Source organism: Candidatus Eisenbacteria bacterium (assembly GCA_016930695.1).
Taxonomy (GTDB): Bacteria; Orphanbacterota; Orphanbacteria; order Orphanbacterales; family Orphanbacteraceae; genus JAFGGD01.
The window spans coordinates 86,284-101,620 of sequence record JAFGGD010000054.1; the positions used below are offsets into that span (position 1 = coordinate 86,284).

The window sequence follows — 15,337 nt, forward strand, 5'->3', positions numbered from 1 at the left end:
CCTAGCCGTTCTCCTCTCCGCGGCCCGGGTCGCGCGTGCGCTTGACGCGCACCGATCCGTCGCGGACCACGCTGTACACCTCGATGGCGGTGAGCGGAAGGAACGCCGCCAGGATCGCCACCGCCGTCCCCCGCCCGTCCAGGGCCGGGTGGGCGAAGGCGAAGGCGATCGCCGCCGCGAACAGCAAGAACCTCGCGGCGATCCCGCCGACAAACCCCGCCAGGAAGTTTTTCGCCGTTCCGGCGAGGGCGCGGCGCATCATGAAGTAGCTGCCGATCACGCCGGCGAGACAGACCGCGAGCCCGAAAAGGAGCGTGGCGTTCGGCCCGGGCGCGATCCGCGCGGCGAAGAGCGGACGGAGCACCGCGAAGAGCGCCGCCGCCGCCGCGATCGTTCCGATCAGAAAAAGCCGGGTCGACCCGGCCGAGTCGCGCCTCGCGCTCGAGGTTGCCATCCGTTCCCTGCGCGTTGGGGTCCGCGGCGGCCGGAGAGGGATTTCCGCCGCCCGCGGGACGGACGCGGCCGGTCCTGCCGGTCCTTACCGCCGCCCGCCGTTCCCTTCCCGCTTTCGCCTGCGCTCTCCGGCGGTCAACTCCCTATAGAGATAAACGAAGCCGCCGAAGCCGCCCACAAATGTTCCGATCAGGGTGAAGAGCGGCAGCGTGCCGATCCACCCGTCCAGCCTGTACCCGCCGTAAAGGAAGAGAAGCGTCGAGGCGGCGAGGGTCGCGCCGAGGTGCATGTAACGCCCCGCCGCGGCTTCCGTTCGCTGCGCCCCCTTGAGGGCGCTGAGGCCCTTCCGGAGCTTTCCGGTCCGGTCCCGGTCTCTCTTCTCTTCCATTCACACGTCCCGAGTTTCGAGTTTCCCCGGCGCCGCCCGTGAAGGCAAGGGAAAACCGCCACGGGAGGCGGCGGGGCGGCCGGCGGAGCGGCTTCGAACCGCGCGGGGATCCGAGGGCGCGCGAGAGAGGGGCGGCCGGCGGCCGGCGGTCAGTACATCCGCCGGTCGTCGAGAACGAAGAGCGGGAAAAGAAGGAGCTTCTCCCCGGCGACGACGAGGAACGGCTGGTCCACGCCGCGGAAACAGCCGAGCCGCGCGTCGTGGAGCCGAGGGTCCACGTCACGCATCTGCTCCAGCACGCGCACCTCGCCCGCCCAATCGACCAGGTGGGCCACCCATCTCTCGGCGCCGCGTTCCACCATGAGGAAGTAGGAGGCGCCCGTTTCGCCGGCGCTCAAGACGTCAGCCGCCACCGGCCGACGGCCGCCGTCGACGGCTGCGAACCGCCGAAAACCGAACCGGCTCTCCGGATCCCGGCGGAAGAAGAGCGCTCCGCCCTTGAGCCCGCTGGTAACGACGAAATAGGGAGTTCTCTCCTCGCCGAGCCATCCGATCGCGATGGCGTTCGGCGCGCGCCCGGTGCGGACCTCTTGGTAGCGGCGCTCCATCCGCCCCTCATCATCGCCTATCACGGTGACGACCAGGTCGTACTTCTGCGCGGTCACGGCGAGATCATCGCGGCGGCCGTCGCCGTCCAGGTCGCCCGCGGCGATCGCCGAGGGACGCGGCTCCGGGCGCCCCGGCTCGCGGAGGTCGATCGTCTCCCGGTGGAAGGCGCCGTCTCTCCAGACGATCAGCGTCGCGTCCTGGGATTGTTGATTCGCCGCCGCGACGAATGGCGTCCGCTCCTCCTTGTCGAGGTAGCCGACGGCGATGTCGACCGGGTCGTCGCCGGTCGGGAATGAGGGGAATCGGACGGCGAGGGAGCCCTCTTCACCCGGAAAGAGGAGGTCGATCCGGCCGAGGGAGGGATTCAACGCGGCGAGGAAGGGTTCGGGCGGAGCGCCGTCCGCGCCGCCGAGGCGGCCGAACTCCAGGCGGGTCACGCCGTGTTCCAGCGCGATATCGCCGGCGCGCGTGAACGCGCCTTCGCCGTCGCCGAGGCAGAGAACGACGACTCCGTACTTGGGATAGGAGGCGGCGACGTCCGCCGCGCCGTCGCCGTTCCAGTCGCCCACCGCCACGCCCCCCGGCTCGAAGCCGCTCCCGCAGAAGCCCTCCATGCCGATCGGGCCGGTGCGCAGCTCCGCGCGCGCCGCCGGCGCCGCCGCGAGAAACCCAATCAGAGCGATTCCCGTGATGCCGATCGCCGTGTGTCGTCCGCGCAAAACCCGCTCCCTCCCCGCGCGCCCGGCCCGCCGGGCCGGCGCCTCGCGATTCGCGTTCCGGTGCCGTGTGTTTTCCGGTTTCTATTGTAACCCGGCCGGGAGATTCGGAAAAGAGATCGTAATGTCCCTCTCGCGCGCGCTCGCGATTGATGCGATCCATCCCGTTCCTCTCGAAAACCGGTTGCGCGCACGGGCGATCGGGGCGATCATCGCGGGGGAGCCGCCACGACAGGAGAATCGACGGAATGCCCGTTCACGACTCGAAAGAGTTTTACCGCAAGCTGGACACGCTCATCTCCAAGATCGAGATGGGTCCGGGAACGGACCGCCGCGAGCTGCTCACCAACGTGATCCGCGAACTGGTGGAGAGATTCGGCACCGAACTCTCGATCCGGAACGGCCGCCTCTATGAGGTGCAGGGGAGCGAGTTGGTCCTCATCTGGGAGCTGGGGACGAAACGAAACGAGAGCGACTCTCTCGGCGTCTCCATGGATTACGAGCCGGTGCGGCTTCTCTTCAAGCACCGCTGTTATCTCTTCGACCGCTCCACCCCCGGCCTCGATCCGGATTTCGAGAACCGGATCAGCGGCGGGACGAGTTCGGTCGCGATCGTGGTCGGTCGCGAGACGGAGCACGTGCTCGCCTTCGGTCTCGTCGACGGTTGGGAGCGCGAGAGCATCGAGTTCGGACTGAACACGGTTCGTAACGTGCTGAATCACACTTTGGAGACGGCCTATCTGGAGGCGGACCTCGCGGAGACGCGGCTGATCCAGCGCTCGCTCTTTCCGGCGAGCTTCCCCGATTTCCCCGGCTACGATCTGGCGGCGCGGGTGCTGACCGCCGAGTCGGTGGGCGGGGACTACTATGACTTCATCCCCCTCGACTCGGACGTTCTGGGCATCGCCACCGGCGACGCGAGCGGCCACGGCCTTCCGGCGGCGCTTCTGGTGCGGGACGTAGTGACCGGCCTCCGGATGGGCGTCGAGAAAGACATGAAGATCACCCCCACGCTCCGCAAACTGAACCAGGTGATCCACCGCTCCACGCTATCCACGAAGTTCGTGTCGCTTTTTTACGGCGAGCTGGAGGACAACGGCAACCTGATGTACGTGAACGCCGGCCACATCGCCCCCTTCGTGCTGCAGGAGCGCGGCGAGTTCCGCCTCGAGGTGGGCGGATCGGTGCTCGGGCCGCTGCCGGAGATCCGCTTCAAACGGGGCTTCATGCACCTCGACAGAGGGGGCGTCCTGGTGGCGGTGAGCGACGGGATCGTGGAACGCGTCAACCCGTCGGACGAGGAGTTCGGCGAGGACCGCGTTTGGGAGATCATCCGCTCCCACCGGAATTGCTCCGCCGTCGATCTCGTCGAGGCGATCTTCGAGGCGTCGCGCTCCCACGGCATCGGGCGCTGGCAGGACGACGCCACCGTGGTGGTGGTGAAACGCGCGCCGTAGGGGGGGGCGATGACCGACCACCCCGCCATCGAGTTCATCCAAAACGAAGATCACTACGCCCGCGTCGTCGAAGAGGGGGTCCTCGCGGCGCGCCGTTCCCTCCACATCGCCACGGCCAACCTCAAAAACCTTCATGTCATAAGGGGTCGGAAATCGCGCTCCATCGTCGATATCTTCGCCGATCTGGTCGACCGGGGCGTGGCGATCCGCGTTCTTCACGGAGCGCGCCCCTCAAGCCCCTTCGCCGAATCCCTCGCCTCTCATTCCACCCTCGCCCGCGACGAACGCTTCGAGATGCTCTTCTGCCCCCGCACCCACTTCAAGATGATCCTCGTCGACGACTCTCTCCTCTACGCGGGAAGCGCCAACCTCACCGGCGCCGGCCTCGGCGCCAAATCCCCGGCGCGCCGCAACTTCGAGACCGGCTTCCTCACCACCGACCCCGAGATGATTGCTCCCTATCGCGATCTCTTCACGAGAATCTGGAGCGGTGAGTTCTGCGAGGAGTGCGGCCGGCGCGAGCACTGCGAGTAGGGGTTTGCCGCAGTCCTTTCTTTCTTCTCCTCCTCCGGTTCGAATATTCCGACGGGAGAGAAAGAGTGACTTTCGTAGAGACACGGAGAGAGAAAAGGGATTCGGGCGCAAAATCCCCCCCGTTCCGATATAGAAACGGGAGACGGGCGGTGTGAGGGTTCGGTTCACCCTCTTTCGCCCTGCGCTTCGTTTGACTGGCTTCAATGGACGCGGAGGTCTCGGATTTTCTTTCCGTGAGCGCCGCGCACGGTATATGGCCGGTGTCACAAAGTGACGTTGCCATTTACGCGGGGCGTCTTCTCCCTACGCCGTTCTCCGGAAGATCTCATATCGTGCCGCAAGGTAGTCTGGGTTGGGCCGCCATTCCGGGCGACGGGGGGTAAAGATTTCCTCTCCATGAATATCCTGCAGACCGTGTCGGAGCATGGGGCCGTCCTCTTCCTCGAGAATGTCGGTCCGGATCTCGACGCGGTGATCGGGTCGGATGCCGAGGACATTCCTATCGAATGCGGCGTGGTGTATTTTGCAGAGTGCGAGGCCGTTACTGATGAGCGGCTCCCCACGAGGATCCCGATCCGGGAGGATGTGGGCAGCGTCCAGTAGCTCTTGATGCCGTAGGCGGCAAATCGCGCAACTTTCCCGGTATGCGTTCAGCACACGGCGGCGGAATCCCTGCTGGTGCATCCGTCTCTGCGAGACGACCGTGATGTACCGGCGGCGCTCCTCCGTGGCGGCCTCAGCGACACCTTTGAGGTCGGTGTGGAAGGCGTTGCCCGCGTCGTCGACGCGGATGGTGAAACAGAGGTTCTTCGGATCGTCGCCGACGATAAAGACCGGCCAGAAAGGGAGATATTCCCCGCGGATTACGCCGTACAGATAGATAAGCGGGAACTGGTGTTTCCAGGCGAGTCGAAGTCCGACGTTGTCGTGATGATCGGGATCCGTACCGCGGTAGCGATATCGGATCGTCCCTTCGTCGTCGATCCTGTCGTCGTAAGGCCTCGGCTTGCCCGGCACGATCGGCGCAGTGCGGATCGTCAGGGGAATTCTCGGCAACACCGCCGGCTTGAAGATACCCTGCGGTCCTAGCAGAGGAACCCGCCTATTTTCGAACTCGAATCCGCGGCTGAGGATCCGGTGGGGCAGTACTTCGCCGTGCAGGGCCGTTTGTTCCTTCAAAAACTCGAACGCCGCGAGTCTGACTTCGGAACGATCCAAGGCGTACCCCCTGCCGAAAGGAAAAGCTCTTTATAAATCGATGCGTGCGCTAGTTCCGAAAGATCTCTTCATAGTGCCACTCAAGGATTCTCTTGTCCGGCTGAAAGCTCTCTTCCCGCGGCAACAGGATTCGGCGCCCCTCAAAGGGATAGTATGTCTCCCCGTTTTTCCATTCCTCACGGAGCCTTCGACTGACGTGGAACCGGTAGGTTGGATCCACGGAGACGTATCCTTTGTCAAAAAGCCGGTGGATATCCGACCGGAGGAGAATGCCGTTACCATAATCATGCGGCCCACCGTCGGAATAGGGTTTGATATGGGCTGCCTCTAGAACGGGGAGAGAGTGCTCCGTCGTGACGGCGCATGCACGGCCATAGGCGTCCAACACTGCGATACGAAAGCTTCTCTGGCCCAGTCGCCCCCTCACTGAAACGGGCCGGCCGAAACGCGCTCCCTCGTAGATCTCCCGGAGTGCGGGATCATTCACCCAATCACTTCTAAGGTCGGCCGCCCGGGCGAGACATTCTTGCCATACCCGGAGCCCCTCGCCTTGGGCTGTATCGTATGTCTTGCCTTGAACAATGTGCCGATTCCAATCCTCCGGCTGTTTCACCCAGTGGCTTTCAGGGAAAAAGACGACGTCGCCCACGATCCGGCAACCGATTACGGGATCTTCCCGTTGATCGTATGGACTTTTTCGATATCGGAAGATTCGCTCGATCATCTTCTCGAAAGTCGGCGCGCCATTCATTTCGCCAAAGGTCTCCCAGGCCAAGGAGGCGGGAAGCCGGGACGCGGTCGCGAAAAATCCGAAACCTCCTATCGCGCTGTGCGGAGACTTTAGTTTGAATAGAAAGGGTGCGCCCGGTGGAATCGCATGAAAATTCTTCGACTCGGAGGGTTGCCAGAAATTAACTTCCTCCGGATCCGTTCGGCCAGACAGGAACCGATACCATTCGAAATCGGTATTGGCGATCCAGGTGCGCATAACTCCACTTCTTTTTGCCGGACTCCGTAAAGCTTTTAAATTATGCTTCAAAGACAAATAAAGTGCTAGCAAATTCTATCGCCGGTCCAACACAATATCGACCGGCCCTCGTTGTGTCCGTCGGATTACGGGGGTTGGGCCACACAAGGCGATGTATATCGGAGTGTGGCGCCGTTTTTAGTGCTTAAGCCACAGCCAGAGTGCAAACGCGGAACCAACTATTTTACCAATAGAAAGACCCATCTCTCGCGAGGTCTGTCTTGCCCCCTCTACTCCCCCAGCGCCCGGCGTGCGCCGGGGTGGTTCGGGTCGAAACGAAGCGACTCGCGGAAGGCGGCCTCGGCTTCGGCGGGGCGGCCCATGGCGGCGAGGGCGACCCCCAAACGATAGTGAGCGCCGGCGTCGTTCGGCCGCGCGCGGAGCGCCTCGCGGAACGCCCTCTCCGCCTCCTCCGGCCGGCCGGCGCGAAGGAGCGCCACCCCCAGATTGGTCGCGGGCTCCGGCGCGCCGGGGCGGAGACGGAGCGCCTCGATGAACTGCTCGATCGCCTCCTCCGGCCTCCCCTCGTCGAGGAGCGCCAGCCCCAGATTGCTCCTCGCCGAAACGGATCGCGGCTCGATCCGGATCGCCTCCCGATAGTGGCGGATCGCCTCCTCCCGCCGTCCCGCCGCCGCGAGCAGATTCCCCAGATTGTTGTGCGCCTTGTCGTTCTCCGGGTCGAGACGAAGCGCCTCTTGGAAATGAACCGCCGCCTCCGCCCCGTCGCCTCGCGCGGCGAGCATCTCACCCAGGTTGACGTGCGCCATCCACGCGCCCGGATTCTTCTCGAGCGTGTCCCGCCAGAGGGTCTCCAGGTCACGGTAGGCTCCCGCCTGCCGCCAGGCGAGTCCTCCGAGAAGAAGGAGGAGCGCCGCGGCGAACAGGGGCGCCGTCCTCGCCGCCGCGCCCACACCCGCGCCCGTGCGCGCCCGCTCACCGCCGCCGACCCACCGGCCGAGACGAGCGCATCCCGCCGCGAAAAGAACGATCGGCCCGGCGGAAGCCAGATACTGAAAATGATCGGCGGTGAAGGAAAAGCGAAAAGGATAGACATCAAAGAACCCGAGCGCCGGCAAGAGCGTGCCGCCGAAGAAGAGCGCCGCCGCCGCCGCCCCGCGGCCGATCCGCCGCCTTAGGAGAAGGAGCGCGACGACGATCCCCAGCGCCGCCGCCGCGGGGAAGAGCGACGCCGCGCCGCCATCGGGGACGACCCGCGGATAAATGAAGGAGAGGCGCGCCGGCCACGCCAGCTTTCCCAAATAGAAGAAGAGGGCTCGCCCGGCGAGCGCCGTTCGTTGAAGGAGCGTGAGCGACCACTCCGCGCCGCGCGCGCCGAGAAGGTCGCTTTCGATCCAGGCGGTGAAGAGCCCCGCCGCCGCGCCCACCGCGAAGAAGGGGAGGAGCGACGACGCCTCGCGGCGATCGATCCGCCCGCGCCTCCACCACGCCGCGAGAAGCAGCGCCGCCGGGAGCGAGGCGGTCACCGTTTTGGCGAGCAGCGCCCCGACGAAGAGAATGAAAGAGAGCGCGTAGAGCCCGCGCCCCCCCCGCCCCGTCCTCTCGATCCTCTCCCGCCGCGCGAACCAGGCGAGGGCGGCGCCGAAGTAGAGCGCGCCCGAGAGGACGTTCTTCCTCTCGGTGATCCACGCCGCCGACTCCACCTGCACGGGATGGAGCGCCCAGATCGCCGCGGCGAACCACGCTCCCGGAACGCCGAGCCTCCGCAGCGCCAGGAAAAGGAGCGCCGCGCCGACGCCGTGGAGCAACACGTTGATCAGATGATAACCGAAGGGGCGGAGCCCCCAAAGGCGGTGCTCGATCCAGAAAGCGGTGTGAACCAACGGGTAGTACTGGGTGGTCGCGCCCGGTTGAAGCCAGATCGCGCGAAGCCCCGCCGCGCTCCGGAGATGCGGGTTCGCGGTGACGTAGGAGTCGTCGTCCCAGATGAACCCGCCCCGGAGCGCCGGAGCGTACGCGATCAGCGCGGCGGCGATCAGCGCCAGCGCCGCGACCGCGATCGTGCCTCGTGCCATCATCCCTCTTCCCCGTTTCCGATCGTTTCATTCTAACGGCCCGGCTCCTCCCGGTCGAGGACGGGAGACGGCGACCGTCGCGCGGCGGCGAGAGAACCGCGCCGCGTCCCCCTTGCCCGCGCCCACGGCGTCCGCATACAATAGAGGACGGACGGCGATGCGGTGTCCGGACTACGGGCCCCGCGCCCCTTTCGCCGACGAGGTCCTATGCGCGTGAAGCCCACCATCGACGGCAAGGACCGCCGGCCACCGATTTCTCCGGGGAAGACGCTCCTCTTCTCCGTGATCACGGTGGTCCTTTTCTTCCTGCTGCTCGAAGGGGCCGCCCGACTCCTCCTCCGGCCCGACGAGGCGCCGACCCACCGGGAACACGAGAAGCTGATCCGCGTGCTCGGCCTCCCCGGTCTGACCGAGATCCTCGAACCGGATCCCGTGCTCTTTTGGAAACTGCGCGCCGGCGTGCGGAATAAAAGGATCGCCGGCGCCCTCGGCGGCTACGGCGTCGACTTCACCGCGTCGACCAACGACGAAGGTTACCGCTCGCCGCCTTTCCGATCGGGCGACACCTTTCGCGTGATCGCCCTCGGCAACTCCTGCACCTTCGGCGTCGGCGTCGGCGACGATCAAACGTGGCCGCGGCTCCTCGAAGAGAGAATGCGCCTCTTCCACGGCCCGGACGCTGAGGTGGTGAACGCCGGCGTCCCCGGTTATACAGCCTATCAAGGGCTCCGTTGGCTCGGGCGGCGCGGTCTCGCCCTCGACCCGGACCTGGTGCTCCTCTGTTTCGGCTTCAACGACGCCGCGACCTGGGCCTCCCGCACCGACCGCGAGACCGCCCGCGCGCTCGACGCGGAGCGTTTCGCCGCGCCCCTCCTCCGCCGGAGCGCCCTCGCCGCCGCCTTGTCCCGTACCGCGCGGCGCCTCCGCGGCGACGACGATTCACGGGGCGCGGACTCCGACGAGCCGGCCGGGGAAACGCCCCGCCTCCCGCCGGGCGACTTCGTGAAAACCCTGGTGGAGATGAAGCGTCTCTGCGACGCCCGGGGCGTGCCGGTGATCTATCTGATCTGGCCCTACCGGAAACAGAAGGAGGAGGGGAGCGCCGACCTGATCGTCTACCAACCCGGCGTGGTCGCCGCCGCGCGGGAAACGGAATCGCCGATCATCAGCCTGATCGAGCCTTTCCTGCGCGCCGAGGGGGATCTCTTCATCGACAACATCCACCCGAGCGCGGCCGGTTGCTCCGTCGCGGCGGAGGCGATCGCGACGCGCCTCGAAATGGCGCGCGGCGGAGGGGCCCGTTGACCTCGTCGTTTCAATCGCGCCGGCGGACCTCGCCTTCTCTCTTTTCGAAATGAAACCGTGAGCGCAGGAAGGGGCAACGGAAGAAGGGGCCGGCGCCCCCCGTTTTATTTTTCGACGGAAGGATCTTTCCGGTGCCGGGCACCTTCCGCCGCGACTTCCTCGTAGATTCGCCCGTACTCACGCGCGACGCCATCGATCCCGTGGCGTTCGCGGACGAGTTCCCGCCCCGCCCGTCCCATCCTCTCCAATAAGGCCCGGTCCGTGAGCAGCCGGACCACCCGGTCCGCGAAGGCCGCCTCGTTCCACTCCGGCACGAGGAAGCCGTTCTCTCCATTCCGGACCAGCTCGCCGTTTCCGCCCACGTCGGTCGCCACCACCGGCCGGCCGAAGTGGAACGACTCCAGTACGGCGATGGAGCACCCCTCCGTCTCGGAAGTGAGGACCGTGATATCGGCGGCGCGGTAAACCGGCGCGAGCCGCCGCCGGAAACCGGCGAACAGAACGCGCTCCTCGAGACCCATCTCTCGGACGAGGGCGCGCAGCCGCTCCTCCTCCACGCCCCGGCCGGAGATCAGCACGCGCAAATCCGGGAGCCGATCGAGGAGCCGCGGCGCGGCGCGGATCAGACGATCCACGCGCTTCACACGGCGGAAATTCGCCACGATACCGACGACCGGCGCGTCCGCGGGAACGCCCAGCTCGGCGCGGAGATCTCCCTCGCCGCCGTCCGCGTCCAGCTCCTCCGGGTCGATCCCGTTCCACACCGTCGTCGTCCGCGCGGGGGGGAGCCCCTCCCGGCGCGCCGCCTGGCGCCGCACCGCCTCGGCGACGCAGATCACGCGGTCCGGCGCGCCGGACCCCATTCGAAGGAGCGCGTATTCCAGCGTCCCCCATTGGAAACCGAGATCCTCCCGGTTCTCCACCAACGGAACGCCGAGCATCCGCTTTAAAATGCGGCCGAAGAAGATGGACCAAAAGAAATAGGAATGAATCAAATCGACGCGCGCCGAGAGGGCGAAGCGGCGGAGGTCGGCGAGCATGCGGGCTTGGTGCACCACCGGCGGGTCGAAACGCCCCTTGGGCGGCACCTTGTACACCGTCGAGTCGTCCACGTTGAGGCGCGTGCGGACGCGCCGGCCGGTGGTGGCGAAAACCGGTTCCACCCCCTCGATGCGCGGGACGAGAGAGAACACGTGGTTCCCGGTGCCGCCCCCCATGTCGTCCATCAGGTAGAGAACGCGCATGCTTCCCGCCCGGCGGCCGGTCGCGCCGCCCGTCCCGCCCGCCCGCTCAGACGACCGTCCCCGGCGGCAGGGTCGCGCCGTGGCGGATCACCACGATACCGTCGCGCACCGTCCAGCCGTCCCCCTCGCGGTCCGGTTCGCCGGCGCGCCCGACGATGCGGCAACCGTCGCCGACCACCACGTTCTTGTCGAGCACGGCGTTTTCGATCACGCAGTCCCGGCCGATCCCCGGCTCCGCCGGGCGTCCTTCGGCCGCGGGCACTTCATGGGCATAGTAATCGTTTCCCATCAGAACCGAGTTGCGGATCTTCGTTCCCGGACGGATCACGCTCCGGAGCCCGACCACCACGCGCGCCAGCTCGGCTCCTTCGATGATCGAGCCGTCCGCGATCAGCGCCCCGTCCACCCGCGTGCCGGTCACCTTCGGCGCCGGCAGGTTCCTGTGCCGCGAGAAGAGGGGGTTCTCGGGGTCGTAGAGGTTGAAGGGGGGCACGGTGTCGACCAGAGAGAGGTTCGCGTCGAAGTAGCTGCGGAGCGTCCCCACGTCGACCCAGTAGCCGGCGAAGGGGTGGTAGACCGCGCGACCGCGCTCCACCGCGACGGGGACCACCGAGCCGGCGAAGTCCTGGCCCGGCGCCTCGCGGAGAAGATCGACGAGGGCGTTTTTCCGAAGGAGGTAGATCCCCATCGAGACGAGGTGCCGGCCCCGGCACCAGCCGCTGGTGAAGAGAGACCGTACATGCTCCGGCGCCTCGAGGCGCGCGATCGCCTCCGGGTCCGCCGGTTTCTCCACCGCCCGCGCGAGCCTCTGCCCCTCGCCGACCTCCAGCACGCCGAGGCGCGGCACCACCTCTTCCGGCGCGAGAGTGGCCGCCACGGTCACGTCGGCGCCGGTCTGCAGGTGCGTCTCCAGAAGGAGCCGGAAGTCCATCCGGTAAAACTGGTCGCCCGCGAGGATCAACACGTGGTCGACCGGCGTGCGGAGGAGATAACGGAGACTCTGGCGGAGCGCGTCCGCCGTTCCCTGGTACCAATCCTTGCTGGTCGGGGTTTGCTCGGCGGCGAGGATCTCCACGAAACCGTCGGAGAACCCGTCCATGTGATAGGTGCGCGAGATGTGGCTGTGCAGCCCGGCGCTCAGGAATTGGGTGAGCACGAAGATCTTGCGGATCCCCGAGTTCAGGCTGTTCGAGATCGGAATGTCGATGAGGCGATACTTGCCGCCAAAACTGATCGCCGGTTTGGCCCGCCTCTCCGTGAGCGGAAAGAGGCGCGTGCCGCGGCCGCCGCCGAGGATGACCACCGCCACACGTTTCAGGATCGCCTCGCCTCGATACATCCCGAACCTCCCGCGCGGTGCGTGCGCCGCCCGGGCCGCCGCCCGGACCGGCTAACTGCACCACAACGGCCGCGCCCTGTCAACGGCGGGCGGCGCGGCCCGACGGCGCGAATCGACAACCCGGGGCGGCCGTGGTAGATTGGACGCGCGGGCGATCGGGCCCGCGCACTCCGCGGGGAGCGACGGGGCACCGATGAAGCGCAAGGGTCGGCTCTACTTCATCTTCTTTCTCTCCGGCGTCGCCGGGCTTCTCTACCAGGTCGTGTGGAATCGGTTGCTGCTGCTCGTGTTCGGCGGCTCCTCCTACGCGACCGCCACGGTGCTGGCGAGCTTCATGTCCGGCCTCGCCCTCGGGAGCTGGCTTTTCGGCCGCCGCGCCGACCGCTCGCCCGACCCGCTCCGCCTCTACGGCGCCATCGAAATCGGCATCGCCGTCACGGCGCTTCTCGTGCCGGCGCTCACTCTCGCCGGGCGGGCGCTCTTCCTGCGCGCCGCGCCCGCGCTGGAGGGAACGGCGCTCTTCGTGCCGGTCCGCTACGCCCTCGCCTTTCTCACCCTCCTCCTGCCGACCACCCTCATGGGAGGGACCTTCCCGGTCCTTTCGCGGGTGATCGTGCGCGAGCTGGACCGCGTCGGTCGCGGCGTCGGACTGCTTTACTTCCTGAATACCGGCGGGGCGGTGCTCGGCGCGGTCCTCGCCGCCTTCGCCACGCTCCCCTTCCTCGGGCTGCACGGGTCGATCGCCGTCGGCGTCGCGATCAACGTCTTCGTCGGATTCGGCGCGCTCCTGCTCGCCCGCGGGGAGAGGAGAGGCGCGCCGGCGCGAATCGCGGAGGAACCCGCGGCGTTGGAGGAGGGGCGTGAAGTCTCCCTCCCGGACGCGCCGCCGCACCGGGCGATCCTCTTCCTCTTCGCGCTCAGCGGTTTCGCCTCCCTCGGCTACGAGGTGACCTGGGTGCGCGTGCTCGTCTTTTTTCTCGGCAACAACACCATCTTCGCCTTCGCCATCATGCTCGCCACGTTCCTCACCGGCCTCGCCCTGGGAGGCGCGCTCTACGGACTGCTGCCGCCGAAGCGGGGCGGGCGGCTCCTCTTCTTCGGCGCGCTGGAGATCGGGATCGCCCTGGCGGCGCTCCTCACGCTCCGCCTCTTCGGCGAGGTGAACCCGATGACGCACCGCCTGGTGCGCGCCTTCGGACTGCAGAGCTGGCACGGGCTTCTCGTCCTCCGGCTGGCCGCGGCGGCGATGACCATGGCGCTTCCGACGCTCCTCATCGGCGCCACCTTCCCGGCCGTGGCGCATCTGGTCACCGCCTCGGCGCGGCGGGTCGGCCGCGAGGTGGGAGGCGCCTACGCGGTGAACACTCTCGGCGCCATCGCCGGATCGCTGGCGGCGGGATTCGTGCTGGTGCCGCTCCTCGGCGTCGAGAAAACGCTGGTCGTCCTCTCGTCGATCAACCTGGCGATCGGCGGCGTCGCCCTCCTTCTCGCCCGCGGCCGCGTGCGGCGAACCGCGGGGGGAGCGGCGCTGGCCGGCGCGGCGGCGCTCGCGATTCTCGGCGGCGGGAGGATCCTCCCGCCGATCTACGGGGCGGCCGCGCCCGGCTACGAACTCGTCTACGCCGACGAGGGCCCGACCGCCACCGTCACCGTCCACGAAGACCGGGTCCGCAAGACGAAGCTGCTCTGCGTGAACGGCATCTGGGAGGTCCCCACCGATTTCCCGTCGCTCCAGGTTTTCCGCCTGCTCGGAAACATCGGTCCGCTCGTCCACCCGGAGCCGCGGCGCGCCCTCACCGTCGCCCTCGGCGGCGGCATCGCCCTCGGTTCTCTCGCGCTCCACGATTTCGACGCGATCACCTGCGTCGAGATCTGTCCCGAGGTGGAGGGAGGGGCGAAACTCTTCGCCGAGGAGAACCACCGCGTCCTGGAAAACCCCCGCGTGCGCGTTCTGTTCAACGACGGCCGGAACCGGCTGCTCCTCTCGGACGAGCGTTACGACGTGATCGTCTCCGACGCGACCCATCCCGGATCGGCGGACAGCTGGGTGCTTTATACAGAAGATTTTTACCGGCTCGTCCTCTCCCGCCTCGGCCCCGAAGGTCTCTTCTGCCAGTGGCTCCCCTATCACGGCGTGGACCGCGCGACCTATCGGACCATCCTTCGCACCTTCGCCGGCGCCTTTCCCGAGGCGGCGCTCTTCTCGGTCGCCCGCCACTCCGTGTTGGTCGGTTCGCCGGCGCCGATCCGTCTCGACCTGGAGCGGATCAAGGAGCGGATCGAGGGGAACGAGCCGGTCCGCCGGGATCTCGCGTCGGTCGACCTGGACGACCCGGTGCGGATCGCCGCCGCCGTCGGCCTGGACCGGGAGGGGATGCTTCGCGCCGCGGGCCCGGGACCGGTGAACACCGACGCGCACCCGCGGAACAGCTACGCCGAGGCGCGGGGGCATGACCGGATGACCACCGTGGAATCGATGGAGATCGCCCGCTCCCATTCGCCGGACCCGGCGGCGTACTGCCTGCGGCCGGAGGCGGTCGGCCTCGACGCCGGCGCGCTCGCCGAGCGGGTCGCCCGGATACGCCTGGCCTGGACGTGGGACGGGGAGGCGATCCGCGCGCACAAGGAGAAACGAGGCGGCGAGGCGGAGATCGCCTGGGAGGAGGCGCTCCGCGTCGATCCGGAAAACCGCGGCGTCGCCCGCATCTACGGAGAGCACCTGGTGCAGCGGGCGGCGACGTCGGCGACCCACGGAAACGCCGCGGCGGTCGTGCCGATCCTGGAGAAGCTGGTCCGCGTCGTCCCATGGGAGGCGGACTCCCACTTCCGGCTCGCCAACAACCTCTTCCGCGAGGGACGTCTCGCCGAGGCGGCGCTCGCCTACCGGGAGGGGCTCCGCATCGATCCTTCCAACGAGCGGGCCGAGCGGGCGCTGGCGGCCTGCCTCGATCGGATCGGCGGCGGCGCGAAAGCCCCCTGACCGGCGATCCGCCGCGACCCTTCACCCTTCTGGA

General features: G+C 67.5%; 12 protein-coding genes. 4 read left to right on the forward strand and 8 right to left on the reverse strand.

The window, feature by feature from the left end; all coding sequences use genetic code 11:
- Nucleotide 1 precedes the first annotated feature (1 nt).
- The 3 genes from JW958_13065 to JW958_13075 form a co-directional block, all read right to left on the reverse strand.
- Nucleotides 2-454, reverse strand: a complete 453-nt coding sequence (locus tag JW958_13065; GenBank protein ID MBN1827181.1) for a hypothetical protein — start codon at nt 452-454, stop codon at nt 2-4.
- An 84-nt stretch (nt 455-538) separates the two neighbouring features.
- Nucleotides 539-841: an AtpZ/AtpI family protein gene (locus tag JW958_13070; GenBank protein MBN1827182.1), complete on the reverse strand. Its 303-nt coding sequence runs from the start codon at nt 839-841 to the stop codon at nt 539-541.
- A 149-nt stretch (nt 842-990) separates the two neighbouring features.
- Entirely contained in the window at nt 991-2,169 is a 1,179-nt protein-coding gene (locus JW958_13075; protein MBN1827183.1) for a hypothetical protein, read from the reverse strand.
- 245 nt (nt 2,170-2,414) lie between these two features.
- Between JW958_13075 and JW958_13080 the strand changes: the two genes are divergently transcribed.
- Complete coding sequence (locus JW958_13080) at nt 2,415-3,623, forward strand: PP2C family protein-serine/threonine phosphatase (GenBank protein ID MBN1827184.1); 1,209 nt, start codon at nt 2,415-2,417, stop codon at nt 3,621-3,623.
- Between the two features lie 9 nt (nt 3,624-3,632).
- The gene (locus tag JW958_13085; protein ID MBN1827185.1) at nt 3,633-4,157 is read left to right on the forward strand and encodes a phospholipase D family protein; all 525 of its coding nucleotides are present in this window, start codon (nt 3,633-3,635) and stop codon (nt 4,155-4,157) included.
- Nucleotides 4,158-4,460: 303 nt separating this feature from the next.
- Here the strand turns inward: JW958_13085 and JW958_13090 are convergent, their stop codons facing one another.
- From JW958_13090 to JW958_13100, 3 genes are all read right to left on the reverse strand, one after another.
- Nucleotides 4,461-5,375 carry an HNH endonuclease gene (locus JW958_13090; protein MBN1827186.1) on the reverse strand — a complete coding sequence of 305 codons (915 nt, stop codon included), beginning with the start codon at nt 5,373-5,375 and terminating at the stop codon, nt 4,461-4,463.
- 49 nt (nt 5,376-5,424) lie between these two features.
- Complete coding sequence (locus JW958_13095; protein MBN1827187.1) at nt 5,425-6,363, reverse strand: HNH endonuclease; 939 nt, start codon at nt 6,361-6,363, stop codon at nt 5,425-5,427.
- A gap of 269 nt (nt 6,364-6,632) precedes the next feature.
- Nucleotides 6,633-8,438 (reverse strand): tetratricopeptide repeat protein, encoded by a 1,806-nt coding sequence (locus JW958_13100; protein MBN1827188.1) that lies wholly within the window; start codon nt 8,436-8,438, stop codon nt 6,633-6,635.
- A 204-nt stretch (nt 8,439-8,642) separates the two neighbouring features.
- Here JW958_13100 and JW958_13105 point away from each other — a divergent pair, with 204 nt between their 5' ends.
- A complete protein-coding gene (locus tag JW958_13105) occupies nt 8,643-9,740 on the forward strand; it encodes a hypothetical protein (GenBank protein ID MBN1827189.1) in 1,098 nt (365 codons plus the stop codon).
- 104 nt (nt 9,741-9,844) lie between these two features.
- On the opposite strand, the gene JW958_13110 is transcribed toward JW958_13105, so the two are convergent.
- Nucleotides 9,845-10,984, reverse strand: a complete 1,140-nt coding sequence (locus JW958_13110; protein MBN1827190.1) for a glycosyltransferase family 4 protein — start codon at nt 10,982-10,984, stop codon at nt 9,845-9,847.
- Between the two features lie 46 nt (nt 10,985-11,030).
- Nucleotides 11,031-12,323 (reverse strand): NTP transferase domain-containing protein, encoded by a 1,293-nt coding sequence (locus JW958_13115; GenBank protein ID MBN1827191.1) that lies wholly within the window; start codon nt 12,321-12,323, stop codon nt 11,031-11,033.
- A gap of 193 nt (nt 12,324-12,516) precedes the next feature.
- Here JW958_13115 and JW958_13120 point away from each other — a divergent pair, with 193 nt between their 5' ends.
- Nucleotides 12,517-15,303, forward strand: a complete 2,787-nt coding sequence (locus JW958_13120; GenBank protein MBN1827192.1) for a fused MFS/spermidine synthase — start codon at nt 12,517-12,519, stop codon at nt 15,301-15,303.
- The last annotated feature ends 34 nt before the right edge of the window (nt 15,304-15,337 follow it).